General features: G+C 63.6%; 14 protein-coding genes and 2 rRNA genes (1 of these 16 cut by a window edge). 8 read left to right on the top strand and 8 right to left on the bottom strand.

From position 1 onward, the window contains the following. The 5 genes from ACMGT0_RS27525 to ACMGT0_RS27505 form a co-directional block, all read left to right on the top strand. Nucleotides 1-1359: ribosomal RNA gene (locus tag ACMGT0_RS27525) — 23S ribosomal RNA — on the top strand; it begins 1532 nt to the left of the window's first position. A 149-nt stretch (nucleotides 1360-1508) separates the two neighbouring features. Then, nucleotides 1509-1624: ribosomal RNA gene (gene rrf / locus ACMGT0_RS27520) — 5S ribosomal RNA — on the top strand. Nucleotides 1625-1774: 150 nt separating this feature from the next. Further along, on the top strand, nucleotides 1775-2434 hold the full coding sequence (locus ACMGT0_RS27515) for a paraquat-inducible protein A (protein ID WP_054063335.1): 660 nt from the start codon (nucleotides 1775-1777) through the stop codon (nucleotides 2432-2434). Further along, the gene (locus ACMGT0_RS27510; protein WP_054059590.1) at nucleotides 2421-3044 is read left to right on the top strand and encodes a paraquat-inducible protein A; all 624 of its coding nucleotides are present in this window, start codon (nucleotides 2421-2423) and stop codon (nucleotides 3042-3044) included. The genes ACMGT0_RS27515 and ACMGT0_RS27510 overlap by 14 nt, the downstream gene beginning before the upstream one ends. After that, a complete protein-coding gene (locus ACMGT0_RS27505; protein ID WP_054059589.1) occupies nucleotides 3037-5340 on the top strand; it encodes a PqiB family protein in 2304 nt (767 codons plus the stop codon). Before ACMGT0_RS27510 ends, ACMGT0_RS27505 begins: the two co-directional genes overlap by 8 nt. A 70-nt stretch (nucleotides 5341-5410) precedes the next feature. Here the strand turns inward: ACMGT0_RS27505 and mksF are convergent, their stop codons facing one another. From mksF to mksB, 3 genes are read right to left on the bottom strand one after another with little or no spacing between them, the layout of a single operon-like run. After that, nucleotides 5411-8251 (bottom strand): Mks condensin complex protein MksF, encoded by a 2841-nt coding sequence (gene mksF, locus ACMGT0_RS27500; RefSeq protein ID WP_054063336.1) that lies wholly within the window; start codon nucleotides 8249-8251, stop codon nucleotides 5411-5413. Continuing rightward, nucleotides 8248-8961, bottom strand: a complete 714-nt coding sequence (gene mksE / locus ACMGT0_RS27495; protein WP_054063337.1) for an Mks condensin complex protein MksE — start codon at nucleotides 8959-8961, stop codon at nucleotides 8248-8250. The genes mksF and mksE overlap by 4 nt, the downstream gene beginning before the upstream one ends. Continuing rightward, entirely contained in the window at nucleotides 8951-10231 is a 1281-nt protein-coding gene (gene mksB, locus ACMGT0_RS27490; protein ID WP_054059586.1) for an Mks condensin complex protein MksB, read from the bottom strand. Before mksB ends, mksE begins: the two co-directional genes overlap by 11 nt. Nucleotides 10232-10399: 168 nt before the next feature. Here mksB and ACMGT0_RS27485 point away from each other — a divergent pair, with 168 nt between their 5' ends. From ACMGT0_RS27485 to can, 3 genes are all read left to right on the top strand, one after another. Next, nucleotides 10400-11191: a hypothetical protein gene (locus tag ACMGT0_RS27485; protein WP_054063338.1), complete on the top strand. Its 792-nt coding sequence runs from the start codon at nucleotides 10400-10402 to the stop codon at nucleotides 11189-11191. Next, the gene (rimI, locus tag ACMGT0_RS27480; RefSeq protein ID WP_054059584.1) at nucleotides 11184-11636 is read left to right on the top strand and encodes a ribosomal protein S18-alanine N-acetyltransferase; all 453 of its coding nucleotides are present in this window, start codon (nucleotides 11184-11186) and stop codon (nucleotides 11634-11636) included. The genes ACMGT0_RS27485 and rimI overlap by 8 nt, the downstream gene beginning before the upstream one ends. Before the next feature lie 94 nt (nucleotides 11637-11730). Beyond that, on the top strand, nucleotides 11731-12375 hold the full coding sequence (can, locus tag ACMGT0_RS27475) for a carbonate dehydratase (RefSeq protein WP_054059583.1): 645 nt from the start codon (nucleotides 11731-11733) through the stop codon (nucleotides 12373-12375). Between the two features lie 78 nt (nucleotides 12376-12453). Here can and ACMGT0_RS27470 read toward each other — a convergent pair whose 3' ends face one another. The 5 genes from ACMGT0_RS27470 to ACMGT0_RS27450 form a co-directional block, all read right to left on the bottom strand. Then, entirely contained in the window at nucleotides 12454-13629 is a 1176-nt protein-coding gene (locus ACMGT0_RS27470; protein ID WP_416770586.1) for a hypothetical protein, read from the bottom strand. A gap of 116 nt (nucleotides 13630-13745) precedes the next feature. Further along, nucleotides 13746-15374 carry a J domain-containing protein gene (locus ACMGT0_RS27465; RefSeq protein WP_416770584.1) on the bottom strand — a complete coding sequence of 543 codons (1629 nt, stop codon included), beginning with the start codon at nucleotides 15372-15374 and terminating at the stop codon, nucleotides 13746-13748. Between the two features lie 12 nt (nucleotides 15375-15386). Next, nucleotides 15387-17084 carry a molecular chaperone HscC gene (locus ACMGT0_RS27460; protein WP_273826337.1) on the bottom strand — a complete coding sequence of 566 codons (1698 nt, stop codon included), beginning with the start codon at nucleotides 17082-17084 and terminating at the stop codon, nucleotides 15387-15389. A 216-nt stretch (nucleotides 17085-17300) separates the two neighbouring features. Next, nucleotides 17301-19001, bottom strand: coding sequence for an acid phosphatase (gene acpA, locus ACMGT0_RS27455; protein ID WP_416770582.1), 1701 nt, complete (start codon nucleotides 18999-19001; stop codon nucleotides 17301-17303). A 202-nt stretch (nucleotides 19002-19203) separates the two neighbouring features. Continuing rightward, on the bottom strand, nucleotides 19204-20622 hold the full coding sequence (locus ACMGT0_RS27450; protein WP_416770580.1) for a short-chain fatty acid transporter: 1419 nt from the start codon (nucleotides 20620-20622) through the stop codon (nucleotides 19204-19206). Nucleotides 20623-20665 lie beyond the last annotated feature (43 nt).

Raw genomic sequence — 20665 nt, 5'->3', positions numbered from 1 at the left:
GAAGTGGTTGATGCCATGCTTCCAAGAAAAGCTTCTAAGCTTCAGATAACCAGGAACCGTACCCCAAACCGACACAGGTGGTTAGGTAGAGAATACCAAGGCGCTTGAGAGAACTCGGGTGAAGGAACTAGGCAAAATGGCACCGTAACTTCGGGAGAAGGTGCGCCGGTGAGGGTGAAGGACTTGCTCCGTAAGCCCATGCCGGTCGAAGATACCAGGCCGCTGCGACTGTTTATTAAAAACACAGCACTCTGCAAACACGAAAGTGGACGTATAGGGTGTGACGCCTGCCCGGTGCCGGAAGGTTAATTGATGGGGTTAGCGAAAGCGAAGCTCTTGATCGAAGCCCCGGTAAACGGCGGCCGTAACTATAACGGTCCTAAGGTAGCGAAATTCCTTGTCGGGTAAGTTCCGACCTGCACGAATGGCGTAACGATGGCGGCGCTGTCTCCACCCGAGACTCAGTGAAATTGAAATCGCTGTGAAGATGCAGTGTATCCGCGGCTAGACGGAAAGACCCCGTGAACCTTTACTATAGCTTTGCACTGGACTTTGAATTTGCTTGTGTAGGATAGGTGGGAGGCTTTGAAGCGTGAACGCCAGTTTGCGTGGAGCCATTCTTGAAATACCACCCTGGCAACTTTGAGGTTCTAACTCAGGTCCGTTATCCGGATCGAGGACAGTGTATGGTGGGTAGTTTGACTGGGGCGGTCTCCTCCTAAAGAGTAACGGAGGAGTACGAAGGTGCGCTCAGACCGGTCGGAAATCGGTCGCAGAGTATAAAGGCAAAAGCGCGCTTGACTGCGAGACAGACACGTCGAGCAGGTACGAAAGTAGGTCTTAGTGATCCGGTGGTTCTGTATGGAAGGGCCATCGCTCAACGGATAAAAGGTACTCCGGGGATAACAGGCTGATACCGCCCAAGAGTTCATATCGACGGCGGTGTTTGGCACCTCGATGTCGGCTCATCACATCCTGGGGCTGAAGCCGGTCCCAAGGGTATGGCTGTTCGCCATTTAAAGTGGTACGCGAGCTGGGTTTAGAACGTCGTGAGACAGTTCGGTCCCTATCTGCCGTGGACGTTTGAGATTTGAGAGGGGCTGCTCCTAGTACGAGAGGACCGGAGTGGACGAACCTCTGGTGTTCCGGTTGTCACGCCAGTGGCATTGCCGGGTAGCTATGTTCGGAAAAGATAACCGCTGAAAGCATCTAAGCGGGAAACTTGCCTCAAGATGAGATCTCACTGGAACCTTGAGTTCCCTGAAGGGCCGTCGAAGACTACGACGTTGATAGGTGGGGTGTGTAAGCGCTGTGAGGCGTTGAGCTAACCCATACTAATTGCCCGTGAGGCTTGACCATATAACACCCAAGCAATTTGCGTCGAATGAGCAGATTGCGGTGTATGAAGACGAAGTGAACCGAAAGTTTGCCACGCACAAAGCACCGAAAACTGTCACGTACCCGATTCGCTGGAGCGTTGCCCAGGCAACGAGCCGGCTACCGAATTTCTTGACGACCATAGAGCATTGGAACCACCTGATCCCATCCCGAACTCAGAAGTGAAACGATGCATCGCCGATGGTAGTGTGGGGTTTCCCCATGTGAGAGTAGGTCATCGTCAAGATTAAATTCCAAAACCCCTATCTGCGCAGGCAGGTAGGGGTTTTGTCTTTTCTGGGCTCCGACGCGGCGCACCCCGACAAATTTGCACAGTTATTTTCGAGCCAGCCCACTAGAATAGGCTCAATTTCCTACAGAGTCAGAGCCTCTATCTATGCCGGATCCGGTTGACACCCCTCAGGTGTCGGAACTGCCCCTGGACGAGCTGGTGGCTTGCCACGAGTGCGATCTGCTGATGCGCAAGCCCCAGCTCGGCCTGGGTGAAAAGGCCCAGTGCCCACGCTGTGGGTACGAACTCTATGCCCACCGCCACAATGTCGTCGAACGCAGCCTGGCGCTGGTGATCGCGGCCCTGCTGCTGTACGTCCCGGCGAACTTTTTGCCCATCATGCAACTCAATCTTCTGGGGCGTACTTCCGACGACACGGTGTGGAGCGGCGTCCTGGGCCTGCACCACACCGGCATGACCGGCATCGCCGTCGTGGTGTTTCTGTGCAGCATGGGCATTCCCCTGCTCAAGCTGCTGTGCCAGCTGGCGGTGCTGCTGAGCATCCGCTGGGATATCGGCCGCAGCTATGGCCTGCTGCTCTATCGCATTTACCATCACCTGCGTGATTGGGGCATGCTCGAGGTCTACCTGATGGGCGTGCTGGTCGCCATCGTCAAGTTGGCGGACCTCGCGGAGTTGAGCCTGGGTCTTGGCCTGGCCTGTTTTGTCGGTCTGTTGTTGCTGCAGATCCTGCTGGAGGTGGTGATGTCTCCCCATCAGATCTGGCAGGCGTTGTCGGGAGAGGATGAACATGCGGGCGATTGATGCAGGTATCCTGATCTGCACGGAATGCCATGAGCTGAACCGGCACGAGCCGGATACCGACGGGCAGCTTTGCACCCGCTGCGGTGCCCAGGTGCATCCGCGCCGTCCCAACAGCCTGATGCGCACCTGGGCCCTGCTGCTGACCTCGGCGATTCTCTATATCCCGGCCAACATGCTGCCGATCATGACCGTCAGCTCCCTGGGCAAGGGCGACCCGGACACCATCATGTCCGGCGTCATCACCCTGGTGCAACATGGCATGTTTCCGATTGCCGCCGTGGTTTTTGTCGCCAGTATTCTGGTACCCACGTTCAAACTGGTGGGCATCGGCCTGCTACTGTTCTCGGTACAGCGTCACCAGCCGCTGTCGGCCCGGCAGCGAATCATCATGTACCGTTTCATCGAATTCATTGGCCGCTGGTCAATGTTGGATATTTTCGTGATCGCCATCCTGGTGGCGATCGTCAACTTCGGCAGAATCGCCAGCGTCGAGGCCAACCTCGGCGCGGTGGCCTTCGCCAGTGTGGTGATATTGACGATGCTTGCTGCAATAACCTTTGACCCCCGACTGATTTGGGACAACACGGAGTCGGACGACGACAATGAGTGATCTGCCAAAAGCCAAAACCCGCCCGGCATCGAACTGGTCGGCCATCTGGGTTCTGCCACTGATCGCCCTGATCATCGGCGGCTGGCTCGGCTGGCGGGCCTACAACCAGACCGGTATCGAGATCCAGGTACGTTTCGAGAGCGGCCAGGGCATCCAGGCCAACAAGACCGAAGTCGTCTACAAGGGCATGCCGATCGGCAAGGTTAAGGCCTTGACCCTGGACACCGAGGGCTCTACCAAGGGGGTGAACGTCACCATCGAGATGAACAAGGACGTCGAGTCGTCCCTGCGCACCAACACCCGCTTCTGGCTGGTCAAGCCGAATGTCTCCCTGGCCGGTATCACCGGCCTGGAAACCCTGGTCTCGGGCAACTACATTGCCGTCAGCCCGGGTGATGGCGAACCGGCGCGCAAGTTCAAGGCACTGTCCGAGGAGCCGCCGCTCTCGGACCTCAAGCCCGGCCTGCATATCACCATCAAGGCTGACCGGCTGGGTTCGCTCAATCGCGGCAGCCCGGTGTTCTACAAGCAGATCCAGGTCGGCCAGATCAAGAGCTATGCACTGTCGCCGGACCAGAACATGGTTGAGCTGAAGGTTTTCATCGAGCCGGCCTATGCCAGCCTGGTGCGCAAGCACACGCGTTTCTGGAACGCCAGCGGCATCAGTATCGACGCCAACCTGTCGGGGGTGAAGTTGCGCAGCGAGTCCCTGGCCAGCATCGTCGCCGGTGGCATCGCCTTCGCCACGCCGGAAAACCGCAAGGACAGCCCGCCCACCGACCCGAGCCTGCCGTTCCGCCTCTACGAGGACTTCGATGCGGCCCAGGCGGGGATCCGGGTGAAGGTGAAGCTCAGCGATTTCGAAGGCTTGCAGGCCGGCCGTACGCCGGTGATGTACAAGGGTATCCAGGTCGGCAGCCTGAAGACCCTGAAGATCGATCCCGACCTGACCAGCGCCAATGCCGAACTGACCCTCGACCCCCTCGCCGAGGATTACCTGGTGGAGGGCACGCAGTTCTGGGTGGTCAAGCCGTCGATTTCCCTGGCCGGGATCACCGGCCTGGAAGCGCTGGTCAAGGGTAACTACATTGCTGTGCGGCCTGGCGACAAGGGCGGCCGTCCCCAGCGCGAGTTCGAGGCACGGGCCAAGGCGCCACCGCTCGACCTGCGTTCACCCGGCCTGCACCTGGTGCTGTTCACCGACAACCTCGGTTCGCTGGAAGTCGGCAGCCCGATTCTCTACAAGCAGGTCAAGGTCGGTTCGGTGCAGAGCTACCAGTTCTCCCGCGACCGCAAGCAGGTGGTGATCGGCGTCCATATCGAGAAAGAGTACGAGGGCCTGGTCAACGCCTCGACCCGCTTCTGGAATGTCAGCGGCATCACCCTGACCGGCGGCCTCACCGGCGGCATCCAGGTCAAGAGCGAGTCGTTGCAGACCCTGATCGCCGGCGGGATCGCCTTCGAGACCCTGCGCGAGAAGGCTCCGCTGAAACGGCGTATTCCACGTTTCCGTCTGTTCCCCAACCACGAGGCGGCCGAGCAGCAGGGTACCCTGATCACCATCCGGGTCGACCGTGCCGACGGCTTGCGCCCTGGTACGCCGATCCGTTTCAAGGGGCTGGATGTCGGCAAGATCGAAAGCGTCGACCTCAGCGATGACCTGCAGTCGGTACTGCTGTCGGCACGCATTACCGAGGTGCCGGAGAAGATCGCCCGGGTCGGCAGCCAGTTCTGGGTGGTCAAGCCGGAGCTGGGCCTGATCAAGACCGCCAACCTGGAAACCCTGGTCACCGGCCAGTACATCGAGGTGCAGCCGGCGACGAAGAAGCAGGGCGCACAGACGAGCTTCGTTGCGCTCAAGCAACCACCGGAGGCACAGGTGGCCGAGGCCGGCCTGAGCCTGACCCTGAGTGCCCCGCGCCGTGGTTCGCTGAAGGAGGGTGTTCCGGTGACCTATCGCGAGGTGGCGGTGGGCAAGGTCACCGGCTACGAACTGGGCGCGACTGGCGACCGGGTACTGATCCATATCCTGATCGAGCCGCGTTATGCGCCGCTGGTGCGCACTGGCAGCCGCTTCTGGAACAGCAGCGGGTTCGGTTTCGATGTCAGCCTGTTCAAGGGCGCGACGGTGCGTACCGAGTCGCTGGAGACCCTGATCCAGGGCGGTATCGCCTTCGCCACGCCGGATGGCGAACGGATGGGCGCGGCGGCACGGCCGCAGCAGACCTTCGCGTTGTTCGACAAGTCAGAGGATGAATGGCTGACCTGGGCGCCGAAGATCCCGCTGGGCAAGTAGCCACGAATCCGGGACAAACAAAAACGCCGCGATCCAATGATCGCGGCGTTCTTGTTTACAGCCCGTGGAATCAGGCCTCGTCCAGCTCCGGCTCCGCAGCCTCGCTGTTGAGCGTGGCCCGAACCTGGTCCAGGCGACGAATGTACTTCCAGTCCGCTTCGTCGATATAGATTCCGTTCGGGCCGCTGCCGCCTTCCAGGTCGATGGCCACATGGGCCGAGACCTGCGGCTTCACGCTCGCCAGGATCGGCACGAAGCCCAGTTGCAGGCTGGTCTCCAGCAGCGCCGCCTGGTTGCGCTCGTCGATGTCCGCCGCCTCGTCGAGGTAGTACGGCAGGCGCACGCGACCGGCCAGGTCACGGTCCATCAGGTGCAGCAACAGGTACATGTTGGTCAGCGCCTTGATGGTCATGGTGGTGCCGTTGGACGCCGCGCCATCGATGTCGGTGTGGATCACCGGCTGGCCATGGACCTTGGTGATTTCGAACGCCAGTTCGAACAGGTCCTTCAGGCCCAGCTGGTTGTGGTTGGCCGCCACCAGCCGCGCCAGGTATTCCTTGGCCTCTTCGTTCTTGTTGTCCTGCTCGGCGCTCTGGGTCAGGTCGAACACCGACAGCGTCTCGCCTTCCTCGTACTGGCCGGCGCTGTGGATGATCTGGTCGATGTGCTTGAGCGCTTCCTTGTTCGGCGCCAGAACGATGCGGAAGCTCTGCAGGTTGGACACCTGGCGCTTGTTGATCTCGCGGTTGAACAGCGCCAGTTGGTGCTCGAGGCTGTCGTAGTCGCTGCGGATGTTGCGCAGGGTCCGGGCGATGTCGGTGACCGCGGCGCGACGGGCCTTGCCCAGGGTCAGGGCTTCGTCGGTGCGATGGTCATAGGCGTTGATCAGCAGTTGCAGGCGGCGCTCGACGTCGTCTTCGCTGTCGAACTTGGCCACGCCCTTGAGGCGGACCTGGGCATACAGCGCCTCGATCTGCCCATCGACCCGCTGCAGGCCCTGCCAGCTGTCCTGGTAGTCGTTGAGCAACGGCAGCAGGTTGTCCATGGAGTCATCGACCGGCTCCATGAACGGCGTACCGAACGGCAGGTCCGCCGGCAGCAACTGCCGACGACGCAGGGCATCGTCGAGGGTGCGTTGCTTGGCTTCCATGTCGCCGATCTGCCGGCCGACCAGTTGCAGCTTGGCCGACAGTTGCTGGACGCGTTCGGTGAAGGCATCGCTGGAACGCTTGAGTTCGTCCTGGGCGGCTTCCATCTGCGCCAATTGTTCCAGCTTCTCGGGCTCTTCGGCGGACAACGTCTCGGCCCGGCGGAAGTCTTCCAGCGCCTTCTGCGCATCCAGCACCTGCTGGTACAGCGCTTCGGTCTGCGACTTGCTCGCTGCCCGGTCGGCGGCCACGGCCTGCTGGGTCTTGAGCTGCTTGAGTTCCTTTTCCAGGCGCTCCTTCTGGTCACGCAGGGCCGCGCGGTCGGCCAGGGCCTGCAAGGCCGGCGGTTCGATGTGCGACAGGTCGATGGCAAGGCCGGGAGCGACGAACCGTTCACCCTTGAAGCCGTCGAGGATCAGTTCCAGCGACTTGACCCACTCGCCCTCGTCATCCAGGGCGATGCCATGTTCACCCAGCGGCAGGCTGAACAGCGAACTGTTGAACAGGCGCATCAGGCGCTCGACGTCCTGCTGCGAGAACTCTTCGCGCAGGCGGGCATAGCTGTTGTTGTCGGCGTGATCGAGTTGCTGCTTGACCGACTTGAGGCGTTTTTCCAGATCGCGCAGGCGCTCTTCCAGGTCCTCGGCACTGAACTGCCGGGACTGGGCCAGGGCGCCGGCGAGTTCGTCGTGGGCATCCTTGGCGGCCAGCAGTTGCTGTTCCAGCACCTTGACGTCGTCGACCAGGGCGAAGCGATGCTTGAGCACCGACAACTCGCCGAGCCAGCGCTGGATACCGCTGATCTCCCGCTCCAGGCGCATCAGTTCCTGGGTACTGCCGCGCTGGTCGTTCTGCAGGGCGTCCTGTTCCCGGCGGTAGTGCTCGGACTGGATCACCAGCTCTTCCTTGCGCGCTGTGGCGTAGTCCGACCAGGTGCCCAGCAGCGAGTCCAGCAGCGGCGAGATGCGGTGCAGCTTGCCGCGCAGCACGTCGCGCTGGCGTACCCCGGCGGCCAGCGCCTCCACCAGCGGACCGGCGGCGACCAGCGAGTTGTAGTCCTGCTCCATGCGCCGCACATCGCGGAACGCTTCCTCGCAGGCGGCGATATAGTCGACGCTGCCGGAACGCAGGCTGTGCTCGAAGGCATCGAGGAACAGTTGCTTGAGCTTGGCCGCGGTGATCTCGCGCATGTGCAGCAGGTTGATGAACAGCGCGCGGAAGGTCTTCAGGCTCTGCTCGCTGGTGGAGCGCAGCGGGATCAGGGTCAGGTCCAGCGGGATCGAGGTGTGCCCGCCGACCAGCAGCCGCCGCAGCTCATCGGGCTTGAGCTCATAGGCCTTCAGGCCGTTGCGCTCGAGGTTGTTGAACAGCTCCTTCTGGCGCAGGCAGGTGTCGTCCTTCTGGTAGTGCGCCAGGTCCAGTTGTCCGGCATAGGCGAAGAACTGGTGGCCGAAACCGCCGCCCGGGCCGCGCCCGACCACGCCGATCACATGCGGGCCGTGGGGCAGCGAAACTTCCACGAGGATGTAGCTGGTGTCGCTGGCGAAGTAGAAGCGGCGCGACTGCTCCAGGCTGTACTTGCCGAAACTCATGTCCGACATGCGCGCCAGGATCGGGAACTGCAGGGCGTTGATCGACGCCGACTTGCCGAGGTTGTTCGCCCCGTACACCGACAGCGGGTTTTCCAGCGGGAACAGCCCGAGGCTGTAGCCGGCGGTGTTCAACAGGGCGAAGCGGCGAATGCCGTAGCGTTCCTGGCTCATGCATCCATCTCCTGCTGCTCGTCGGCGATGGCCCGGGCCAGCGCGTCTTCTTCACTTTCTTCCCGGGTTTCGTCGAATTCGCTGAGGTCCAGCGGGTCGTCGGTCTCCAGGAGTTTTTCGTCGCTGTCCTCGTCGACGATCACCGGCGTCGGCAACGGCAGCACGCTGTGCAGGCTGGCCGCCATGTCGCGGTCCTGCTGGACCGACAGGCAGACATCGAGGAAGCGGTGCATCGGCGGCAGGAAGCGGAACAGGCCGGGTTCCTCCAGGGCAAAGCCGAGTTGCGTCATGCGGCGCATGATCTTCTCTTCCAGCTCGTCCTGGCTGGTGACTTCGGCCTGGACGAACAGGTCGCGGTACTTCTCCAGCAGCGAGGGCAGTTCGTCACGGCCGAGACTGCCGCCGTCGAGCACGGCGATCGGGTCGCGGCCCTGGTCGGCCAGGTGCTCGACCAGGATGAAGGTGAACAGCGCCAGGCGCTGGGCGGTCTTGTTCACCTGCGCCGTGGCATTGTCCGGGACGAAGTAGTAGAAGCCGCGGGTATCGCAGACCAGTTCGAAGCCGAGCGCCTTGAACAGCGTGCGGTACTGGTCCTGGCAGTTCGACAGTTGGGCGTACAGCTCCGGATCGCGGCGGCTGATGTGATAACCCTTGAACAGCTCGCGAAAGATCGGCGCCAGCTGGGACAGTTCGGAAAGATCAAGATGCATGAGGTGTGCTCGCGGAATTCTCGGCGCTGTCTTCGACACGCGAGAGCAGGGCGAAGGAGCGTAGGCTGACCAGGTGCTCCTGTGTGTAGTAGTCGCGGCGTTCGAGACGCTCGCGCTGGAAACGTTTCTCCCGCGACAGGCGCGAGAACCAGTAGAGCAATTCGTCGGTGGCGCCGTCCGGCTCCTGTTCCAGCAGCCAGCTCATCAGGTCCGGCATCGGCAGGGCGTCGGTGCAGCGTTCGAGCATTTCCTTGACCGTGCGCGGGGCTCGTGGCGAATCGCCGCCGCGGGTTGCCTTGTGCGCCTTGGGGAAGCGCGACGGCTTGGCCTCGAAGCGGGCCAGCGCATAGACATAGGCTTCGACCTGGCCGGAACTGCCGAGGAAGGTGCTCTGCGGTCGGGTGAACATCGGCATCGCCGCCTGCGGCACGGCGTCGAGGCCCTTGCGGCGGATCACCGACAGTGCCAGCGCCGCGCCACGGGTCACGGCGTTGTGCCGGCGGGCTTCTTCACGCAGTGGCAGCAGCAGTTCGCGGGCATGACGCAGGGTCAGCTGGGCGCTGGTCTGCATTTCCAGGATGCGCGCGTGGGTGCGCAGCAGCATGTCGTCATCGACCAGGTGACCCAGGCGCTGCTGCTCGCCGAGCATGCGCAGCAGGACGTTCTCGACCTTGCGCACGCCCTGTTCGAAGGCCCCGTCGGCGTTCACCAGCTGGATCATCGGCTCGACGTATTCGTCCCAGGTCGCCAGGACCTCGGCATAGCGCTGGCGCAGCGGGATCTGCCGGTCGCTGGTCTTGGCCCGTTCGGCCACGGCGACCAGGGCCTGTTCGTCGTTGGCGAGTTTTTTCAGCACGTCGCGCACGCGCATGTCGAGCAGGCGCAACTGGCGCGCCAGGTCGTTGCCATCGCGGATCTCGAAGGCATCCTGGATGTAGCCGGCCAGGCGTTCGAGGTGACGCAGGTAGGCTTCGATCTCCAGGCACAGGCCCAGGCGATGCTCGCGGCGCAGGTAGGCCAGGAAATCATGGATCTGCGCGTTCAGCTCGAAGCGGTTCGGGCTTTTCGCCACCGGCACCAGGATGTCGAGGCGGATCCACACGTCCAGCAGGCTGGTGATGTCCTGGGGCGTGCTTTCCAGTTGCTGGGCGGCCAACTGCTGACGCAGCTCGCCAAGGCTCATGGTGCCTTGGTCGAAGTGTTCGCACAGAGGCTCCAGGAGTGCCCAGTGTTCGGCGAGGGCGCGCAGGACGCGCTTGGGTTCGATCATGGGAATGGCCGACTGATTGGCAAATTAAAAGGGGAGATTGTACTGCATGAAACGGCTTGTTGACCCGCGGGCGATCAGAGGTACGCGGTTATTGCGATCAACTGCGGGCGATCTTGGCCGAAGGGCGGTAGAATCAGCGCCCTGAACTTATCCACAGATGGCCGCCCCTTGTTGATCGAGTCCCGCCGCCGCGCCTATCTGACCGCCATGCAGGTGGTCCACTGGCTGCCCCGCACCGAACTGCCGTTCGCCGCGCCGTCGCGCCCGGAACTGTTTGTCGAGCCCGAACCGCTGGTCGAGATACCGGCCGAAATCACCGCGCCGGCCCCTGAAGTGCGCAAGGTCGCGGAACCGTCGGCCAGGCCCGCCGAGCGGCCGAAAATCGAAGTGCCGCGGCCGTCCGCGAGTGCCCGTGCCGAAAGCAAGCCAAAGGTCGAGACAGAGGAAACTCCCGCACCGGTCAAGGCGCCCGTGGTGCCGCCGCCGCGTTTCTCCCTGCAATTGCTGCGGGCCGGGCGTTGCCTGCTGCTGGTCGAGCTGGTGACCGGCCAGCCGTTCCAGAGCCGCGATCCGTCCTACCTGCTGCTCAAGGACATGTTGCGTGCCGCCGGCCTGCCGGATGCGCCGCAGATCATCGGCGAGCCGGTACGTTGGCCGCTGCTGGCCCGCGGCAACCTGGACCAGGGCCCGGACGCGGCCCGCGAGTTCGTCCAGGGCTTTGTCCAGGCACGGCTGGAAGAGGCCGAGTGCGCCTGTCTGTGGCTGATCGGCCTGCCGGCGGTGCGTTTCGCCGGTGAGGTCGATGCCCAATCCTACAACCGCGAGCTGCAGGTCGAAGGCCTGGGCTCGGCCTGGGCGCTGCCTGGCCTGGAATTACTGATGGACGAGCCGCAGCGCAAGGCGGATGTCTGGCAAGCCATGCGTCGGCTGATGGCGCGTTGGAAACACAACGATGAGTGATGCGGTAAGTTTTCGCCTGGCCACCGAGGCGGACCTGGATGCAATCCTGAAGATCGAATACGCGGCGTTCAGCCATCCCTGGACCCGCGGCATCTTCACCGATGCCCTGAAGTCCTACCAGGTGTGGCTGATGTTCGAGGGCAACCAGCAGGTGGGGCATGGGGTGATCCAGGTGATCATCGATGAGGCGCACCTGTTGAACATCACCGTCAAGCCGGAAAACCAGGGACGTGGCCTTGGCCTGCGGCTGCTCGAAGAGCTGATGAAACGGGCCTACGACCTCGGCGCCCGCGAGTGTTTCCTGGAGGTTCGCGACAGCAACCAGACCGCGTACCGGCTGTACGAGCGCTATGGTTTCAACGAGGTCGGCCGTCGTCGTGACTACTACCCGGCGGTCGGTGGGCGCGAGGATGCGCTGGTGATGGCCGCGACGCTGGTCGACTGATCCGGCCCGATTCGAGAGCGCTGCAAACGACGGCGTGACCCCGAGCGCGGGTCGGTTGTCAGAGAACAGTGCATCAATCTCGAGGCTTTACAGCATGAACGAACTACAAGACCTGATTGATAACAACGAGCGCTGGGCCGCTGCGATCAAGGAAGAGGACCCGGAGTTCTTCGCCAAGCTGGCACGCCAACAGACGCCGGAGTTCCTCTGGATCGGCTGTTCCGACGCCCGTGTACCGGCCAACGAGATCGTCGGCATGTTGCCGGGTGATCTGTTCGTCCACCGCAACGTGGCCAACGTGGTGCTGCACACCGACCTCAACTGCCTGTCGGTGATCCAGTACGCGGTGGACGTGCTCAAGGTCAAGCATATCCTGGTCACCGGCCACTACGGTTGCGGCGGCGTGCGTGCGTCGATGCAGGACCGCCAGTTCGGCCTGATCGATGGCTGGCTGCGCTCCATTCGCGATCTCTACTACGAGAACCGCGAAGCGCTGGCGAAGCTGCCGACCGAGGAAGAGCAGGTCGACCGCCTGTGCGAGTTGAACGTGATCCAGCAGGTGGCCAACGTCGCCCACACCAGCATCGTCCAGAACGCCTGGCATCGCGGGCAGAGCCTGTCGGTGCATGGCTGCATCTACGGGATCAAGGATGGTCGCTGGAAGAGCCTGGACACTACCATCAGCGGCTTCGAGCAACTGCCACCGCAGTATCGCCTGCGGCCGGTCGGCGCGCCCTGAGTCAAGGCTGCCGGGTTCCGGCAGGAGAGAAAGACGGGGGGAGCCGGCAAGCTGGCTCCCCCCGTCTGCTTTTCAGGGTCAGATATGGGGTGCTTCGGTGGTCGGTTTCGGCGCCGGCTCACGCAGTTGCTTGAGCTGGGTCTTGACTGAAGTCGTGGTGCATTTCTTCTGCGCATCGGCCTTGCTCAGGTTGCGCACCGAGACATAGAACAGCTCACAGGTCTGTTCCTTGTTGGTCACCTGCCAGTTCTGCGTGCAACTGGTGAGCAGGGTCTTCGGATCGCTACCCGGCTTCTGCCCCATGCCCGCCTGCCAGCAGGCCGCGCTCAGGTCCTGGCCCATCACTTTCAGGCCGGCCGCATCGGCCTTGGCCTGGTCGCCGTTGTAGTTCGACGGATCGGCCGCATACCAGATATAGCTCGGATGGTTGGAGCCCAGTACCGGTACCGTCACCCCGGTCGTCGGGCTGATCTCGGCCAGGCCGAGCACCGCCACCGTGGCGCCATACTGCTGCTTGATCCAGTTACGCACCGGCGCACCGAACGCCACCATCGGCAGGGCCGTGCCCTTGGCGGTCACGCTGACTTGCTTGACCATGGTGGTCTGGTAGTCGGTGAAGTAGCCGTACACGCCTTCCAGGGTGCTGCCGGCGCTGGCGGGTGCGGCGATCGGGGCGATGTCGATGATGGTCTGGTAACCCGGCGTCTGCTCCTTGGGAATGCCGTTGTCAGTCAGCAGTTCGGCCCAGCGGTCGGTGGTCTTCGACTCCAGATAGTCCTGGGCCTGGGTCAGCGAGTAATCCGGCGGGAAGTGCAGCAGTTCGACGCTCTTGCGGTTGTCCAGGGCCATGCCCAGCGGCAGGAACAGGTACCAGCTGTACTCCCACTTGCCGTCGGCATTGAGTTTCGACGCCCCCTTGTAGGCCAGGTCGCCAGCGTCCAGCAGGGCCGCCAGCGGCTTTTCGTAGCCATCCGGAACACCGCTGAAGTGGGCGTAGAGCTGGCCGTTGTCGGTTTTCACCGTCACCTTGGCACTGCTGTAGCCGTCGCGTTGCACGCTCTGGTTCAGGTAGTGCTCGGCGGTCTGTTCCAGTGTCCAGTTGCGGTAGCAGATCACGTTGCAGTTGTTGGGGTAGGCGAACAGTTGGGTGACCCGTTCGGTGCTGCCCAGTTTCAGGTCGGCGTCGGCGTGGGCAGTGGCCATGCCCAGGGTCATGGCGGCGAGGGTGAACGTCAGTCCTGCGAGTTTCGACATGCTCATATCCTTTTCAGCGTAGGGCCCCCGTGTGGGGGAAGTACATAAAGGTACAGCCGGAACAGCGTGGAGCGGTTTTTCAGAAATCTTTTCTGATAATTTGCGGTGGCCAGGGACTAGTGCGACTTGGAGCTGGTCAACGGAAAACCGGGAAAGAAGTGCACGCAAAGGCTGCTGACGACCAGCATCAGTGCGGCGAAACACCACTGCCGCGTGCTCCACTGGGTCCAGTAGCAGACTGTCTGCCAGGGGCTGCGCCAGAAGGAGCCCGCCGGTTCGATGGGCTTGCGCTGGCTGTCGGTCAGGCCGACCAGGCCAATGCCCAGCACCGAGACCATTCCCAGCAGCCCCAGGGCCGCCCAGAACACGCCGGTGATGATCAGTTGCAGCACACCGTGGCGGATCAGCAGGACACGACCGTTGGCAGAAAGACGCTTGGGCAGCAGGTGTTCAGTCAGCCAGACGTCGAGGGGGGAGAGGTTCCAGGCCAGCACCACCCACCAACTGGCCACGGTCCGCCCCAGCAGCGCCAGTGCGCCGGCGATGATCAGCGAGCCGAACACGGCCCCCTCCATGGTTTGGCCCTTGCCCAGATGCCCGGCCATGCCCGGAACCAGCGCCAGCAGGTAGGCCAGCGTCAGCAGTAGCCCGAACAGAATCCAGCCATGGTCCGGCACGTTGCGGGGCAGGTACTTGTGCCAGAAGAATACATCCGGTTCGGGCAGGCGCTCGATCAATCGCGGGTGGCGGTGGGTCAGTTGTTCGCTCAGTTGCTGGCAGGCCTGCCAGTCGGCACCGGAGAACTTGCGGATCTTGCGGAATTTCTGCCAGCGACTGCCCGAACCGAGCAGCAGGTGCGCCGCCATGTGTTCCGACGACGGTGAAGGTTGCACCTGGGCGCGGGCCAGCAGGTTCTGATAGAAGCCTTCTTCATGGCAGCGGCCCAGCAGCGCCTGCCACAGCCACTCGGGCTCCGGTGTCACACCGGTACGCTCGTCCCAGCCGAACAACTGGCAGACCCGCTCGAACAGCGGCAGGCTCCACTGGTTTTCGTGAAGCATCTGCAGCAGCAGGTGTTGCCATTGCAGGCGACGGTCGAAGATTCTCAGCCAGGGCTGCCCGCTGTAGTGCTGCAACTGGTTGATGAACTCGCGTTCCTGGCCGGCCTCCAGCTGTGCCTGGAGTTCCTGCCGGTACCCTTGCAGCAGGTCGGCGGACAAGGTCTGCTCCTGCTCCGGCGCCATCCGTACGGTCTGCCAGGGCGTCAGCCATTCCCGTTGCTGCACGGCCCAACCGAGAATGGCGCCGCGCAGGCCCGGCTGCTCGAAGCACAGGCGCAGCAACGCCTGCTCGAAGGCGCTGGCGCAGTCCTGCTGGACAGCCTGTTCCCAGCGTTCGGGCAGATGTTCGGGGCTCAGGCCGGACATCAGCGCTTGGGCCCGGTCCTCGGCCTGCTGCGCTGCGGATGGCCCGTTCGGCGGCTGCAGTGGCGGCAGCCTTGACCCGTCCGGCTGTTCGGGCGCCTCGACGACCACTGCGGGCTCGGGAGGACGTCTTTCGACCACGACCTCGTCGTCATCGCGCCAGCGGGCAATGTCCAGAGCCTCTTCATAGGCTTCGCGCAGGCGCTGGAAGGCCTCGGCATTCTCGTCCGGGCGGGTGACCTTCAGCAGTCGCGCATAGCTGCGCTTGATACTGCGCTCATCGGCGTCTTCGGTCAGTTGCAGGATCGACCAACAGTCCATGTCGCAACTCCCTTAGTGCCAGATGCCGTTGTCGAGCCTGTTCAGCTGTTCGGTCAGTTCACTGCGTGCCTCGCGAATCCGCCGTTCGTCCTGGCTGTCCAGCACCTGCTGGAACTGGCCGGCCAGGTAGCCGATGCGTTCGCGCAGCTCGCCCAGGCTTTCCTGGTAGAGACGCTCCAGGCGGGCGGTCAGCACGGTATTGACCTGCTGGTCGCGTGGGTGGATCTTGAGCTGGCTCAAGGCCTGCAGGCGTTGCCGGATTTCCTCTGGAGTGAGCACGCCAGGGTTGTTCTCGATCACCAGCGAGTGCTGTTCACCGGTCAGCGGCACGGTGACCTGGGCTTCGAGCAGGCCGTTGTTGTCATAGGTGAAGCGCACATCCAGCTCGACCTCGCCGGCCTTGCGCTTGGGCACCGGCATTTCCAGTTCGCCGAGGAAGACGTTGTCGCGCACCAGGCGGCTTTCGCCCTGGTAGATCTTCAGTTTCACCACTTCCTGGTTGTCGTGCAGGGTGTACACGTTCTTGACCCGGCTGACCGGGACAATGCTGTTGCGCTCGATGATCGGCAGGTAGTGCCCGCTTTCGATCTGCTGGCCGTACTGCTGGGAGGTCTCGATACCCAGGGTGTAGGAGCAGACATCGGTCAGCACCACTTCCTCGAGGGCCGCCGAGCGGGCCTTGAGCGCGGCCTGGACGGCCGCACCGTGGGCCACCACCTCATCGGGGTTGAGGCTGATGGACGGGAAGCGGCCGAACAGCCCGGCCGCGAGCTTGCGCACCAGCGGCATGCGGGTGGTGCCGCCGACCAGGAGGATCTCATCGAGATCGCTGACGCGAATCCGCGCATCGCGCAGGGCGCGTTCGATCGGGCCGCGCAGGCGTTCCAGCAGCGGCGCGTAGAGATCGGCCAACTGCTGCTGGGTGAAGGTCTGGCTCCACTGGCGGCCATCGACCCGCAGGGTGAATTCGGCGCTCGGTTCCTGGCCGAGGGCCTTGCGTACCCGCTCGGCCTCACGGCGCAGGGGCTGGATCACGCTGGCCTGGTCCGGGAAGTCCGGTGCGTTGCGCTGGCTGTCGACAAAGCATTCGAGCAGCGCGGCATCGAAATCCTCGCCGCCGAGGAAGTTGTCGCCGGCGCTGGCGCGAACTTCCATCACGCCATCGAACAGTTCGAGGATCGACACGTCGAAGGTGCCGCCGCCGAGGTCGAAGACCAGGAACGAGGTTTCCTTGTCGCGCTGGTGCAGGCCGTAGGCGAGGGCCGCCGCAGTGGGCTCGTTGATCAGTTTGTCGACCTTGAGCCCGGCCAGTTCACCGGCGATTCGCGTGGCCTTGCGCTGGGCATCGCTGAAGTAGGCCGGGACGCTGATCACCGCTTCGTGCACGGTTTCGCCGTAGGCGCGTTCGACGTCTTCCTTGAGGCTCTTGAGCACCAGTGCGGAAAGCTCTTCTGGGCGGAACAGGCGATCGCCCAGGCGCACTTCCTGGGCACTGCCCATGTGGCGCTTGAACAGCGCGGTGGTGCTGCGCGGGTGGGTGTGCAGACGCTCCTTGGCGGCTTGGCCAACGAGGATCCGGCCTTCGTCGTCGAGTCCGACCACGCTCGGCGTGAGGAACTGGCCGAGTGCATTGGGCACCAACTCGCTGGCCTCACCGCGCCAGACGGCGACAAGACTGTTGGTGGTTCCCAGGTCGATCCCTACGATCATTGCGCTGAACTCCCTTTGCGATCTGCAAAAAACTGAAACAGAAATAATCCGCTCAGGATATTACCTGAGGATGGAGGGGGTAAAGAGGGTGGTAGCACTTGGCCATTATTGGTTTGGGGAGGGGGAAGTCCTGGTGGGCTTTGAGGGTCCTGTTCGCGGATGAACCGGGGCGCCGGCGGTCCGGCGCTCCGGTTTATGCGCGAACGGGGCCCCGAATCAGGCGGTAAAGCGCAGGGCGTTGGTCAGGTCGCCCATCGGCTTCTGCCCGCGGGCGGTCATCGCCTCATCGCGCTCCCTGATGCCGTCGAGTTTCTCCAGCTGGAACACGCGAGTGATCAGGCGCAGGATCGACGCGGTGTCGTACACCGTGTGGTCCACCGTGCCCTTGCGCGCGAAGGGCGAGACCACCAACGCCGGAATCCGCGTGCCCGGGCCCCAGCGGTCGCCCTTGGGCGGTGCCACGTGGTCCCACCAGCCGCCGTTCTCGTCGACCGTGACCACCACCACCATGTTCTGCCACTGCGGGCTTTCGCGCAGTACCTTCAGGGCCCGCACGATATGCCGGTCGCCGGCGGCCACGTCGGCGTAGCCGGCGTGCATGTTGAGGTTGCCCTGGGGCTTGTAGAAGGTCACAGCCGGCAGTTTGCCGGCTGCGGCGTCGGCGAGGAACCTGTTGGTGGCGGTCTCGTCGCCCAGCCCGCCATCACGCAGGCGCTTGGCACGTTCTGCAGGATTTTCCGGGCCCTGGCGGGTGAAGTAGTTGAACGGCTGGTGGTGATACTGGAAGTTCGGGATCTTCGGAATGCCGCCCGAGTCCTTGAACTGCTCCAGGGTCACCTGCCAGGCACCGGCATACCAGGCCCAGTCGATGTTCTTCTTCGACAGCTTGTCGCCGATGTGCTCGTGGGTCTGCGGCACCAGCACGGTCGGCAGGTCCGGCTTGGCGTAGTCCGGACGCTCGGGGTCGCGGATCCAGGTCGGCCAGTACGGCGGCGCCATGGTGTTCACCGCGTAGCCGTCGGGGGTCAGCGCGCTCGGGCCGAACTGCGGCGGGCCGCTCATGGCGCTGGCCGGGGATTTCTCCAGCGGCATCAGGCGCGGGTCGGTCGGATCATCGCTTTGCACCTTGGCGATCTGCGACTTGGCCACCGAGTTGACGGCATCCGGGTAGAACGGCACCTTGGCGCTGATCAGGTACTGGTGGTTGAGGAACGAGCCGCCGAAGGCGCCCTGGAAGAAGTTGTCGCAGAGCACGAACTCCTTCGCCACGTCCCACAGACGCAGGGAGTAGCGGGTCTGGGCGTAGTAGCCCATGGTCAGGCCGCCAGAGTCGGCCCAGGCGACGAAACGGTCGTTCTTGCCGCCGTTGATCTGCATCTGGTTCTGGTAGAACACGTGCCACAGGTCGCGGGTGACCAGGCCCAGGGGCAGGTCTTCGCCGTTCGGGCCCTTGAGGGCGTAGGGGGCGTTGGGCAGGTTTTCCTGGAACTGGGTTTCCACCGGGTAAGTCACGCCGTCGAGGCTTTGCGGGCCGACCTGGAGCACGCCGCCCCAGGTCGGAGGCAGGGTCTGCAGCAGGCTGCCATCGCGGTCGTATTGCTGGTAGTCGGCCGGCTTGAGCGAGGACAGCGGTTTCTCCACGCCCGGGAAGTCGCCGAACAGGTTGTTGAAGCTGCGGTTCTCGGCGTAGATCACCACCACGGTCTTGACCTGTTCCTGCAACGCCTTGTCCAGCGCGGCACCGGACAGCTCCTTGACCTCGGGCTGCTTGCCCGGCTCGCCTGGCGAGCCACAGGCACTCAGGGTCGCGCCAGCCCCCAGCACGGCGACACCACCGAGAAAACGGCGGCGGCTGGTATTGGTCGGGGTGTCGGCATCGGCGGCCGGCGACTGCTCGGGGGCTTTCTCGTCACTCATCCTGGGTTCCTGCTGGCTGGGTTAGACGTAACAAAATATTTCGCATCGCACGCTAGCAACGCAATATGACAGAACGGCGACGACCGCTCTGCGTCGGGCCATGCAGTATGCCTGTTGGGGACGGGGAGGAAAGTGCTGGCGTTAGGCCGACGAACGCTGGCCTGGCTGGCGCGTGTCTTGGCCAGCCAGGCTGAATGCCCCGCTACGGCATCACCGGCCCGCTATAGGCCAGGGTCGTCCCCAGCGCCCACAGCAGCACCAGCACCAGCGGCGCATGCACCAGCAACTGCACGAAGGAGAAACCGATCAGGTCGCGCGCCTTCAGGCCCAGCACGCCGAGCAGCGGCAGCATGTAGAACGGGTTGATCAGGTTCGGCAGGGCCTCGGCTGCGTTGTAGATCTGTACCGCCCAGCCCAGGTGGTACTTGAGTTCGTTGGCGACCTGCATCACGTACGGCGCCTCGATGATCCACTTGCCGCCACCGGACGGAATGAAGAAGCCCAGCACCGCCGAGTACACGCCCATCAGCAGCGCATAGGTGTCATGGGAGGCGATCCGGGTGAAGAAGGTCGAGATGTGATGCGCCAGGGTCTGGGCGTCGCTGCCCTTGACCGTGGTCATCAGCGCCGCGATCGAGCCGTACAGCGGGAACTGGATCAGCACCCCGGTGGTGGTCGGCACGGCCCGCGATACCGCGTCGAGGAAACTGCGCGGGCGCCAGTGCAGCAGGGCGCCCACCATCAGGAACAGGAAGTTGTAGGTGTTCAGCCCGGAGATGGCGCTGATCGCCGGCTTGCTCGAGAACTCGTGGAACAGCCAACCGGCGGCCAGCAGGGCCAACAGCAGGGTCAGCAGCGGGCTGTGTTCCAGCCATTCGCCAGGCCGGGTGCGCGGGCTCAGCGGTGGCAGGTTGAAGCTCGGGTCGACGCCGCAGGCCCTGGCATCGCGAGCCGTGTTGGGCCCGGGCGCGGTGGCGTAGGCCACCACCAGCGAGACCACGATCAGCGCCAGCAGCAGTGCCCCGGATTGCCAGAGGAAAATGGTCTGGGTGAAGGGAATGACCCCGGTGATCGACAGGATCGACGGCGGCAGGCTGGCCGGATTGGCCTGCAACTGTGCGGCGGACGACGACAGGCCCAGTGCCCACACCGCGCCAAGACCGAGGTAGGCGGCGGCCCCGGCGGCGCGGTAGTCCATGTGCAGGTCGGTACGTCGGGCCAGGGCCCGCACCAGCAGGCCGCCGAACACCAGCGACAGGCCCCAGTTGAGCAGTGACGCGACCATCGAAATCAGCGCCACCCAGGCCACGGCCGAGCGGCCGTTGCCGGGAATGCGTGCCAGGCGGTCGATCAGCCTCACCGCGGGCGGTGAGCTGGCGACCACATAACCGCCAATGACCACGAAGGCCATCTGCATGGTGAAGGGAATCAGGCTCCAGAAGCCATCGCCGAACGCCATGGCGGCATCGGTCGGTTTGGCGCCCATGGCCAGGGTACCCAGGGCGACGACGATCACCGCCAGTGCGGCGAACACCCAGGAGTCGGGAAACCAGCGCTCGGCCCAGTTCGAGCAGCGCAGGGCAAAGCGGGCATAGCGGCTTTCATCAATGTCGGCAGCCACGGAAGTACCTCGGTTTTCTTATGATTGTAGGGAGGACAGCCGC

It is taken from the genome of Pseudomonas sp. RHF3.3-3 (genome assembly GCF_048069595.1).
GTDB lineage: Bacteria > Pseudomonadota > Gammaproteobacteria > Pseudomonadales > Pseudomonadaceae > Aquipseudomonas > Aquipseudomonas fuscovaginae_B.
Note: the sequence above shows the minus strand (reverse complement) of the source record. Positions and strands in the feature narration are given on the sequence as shown.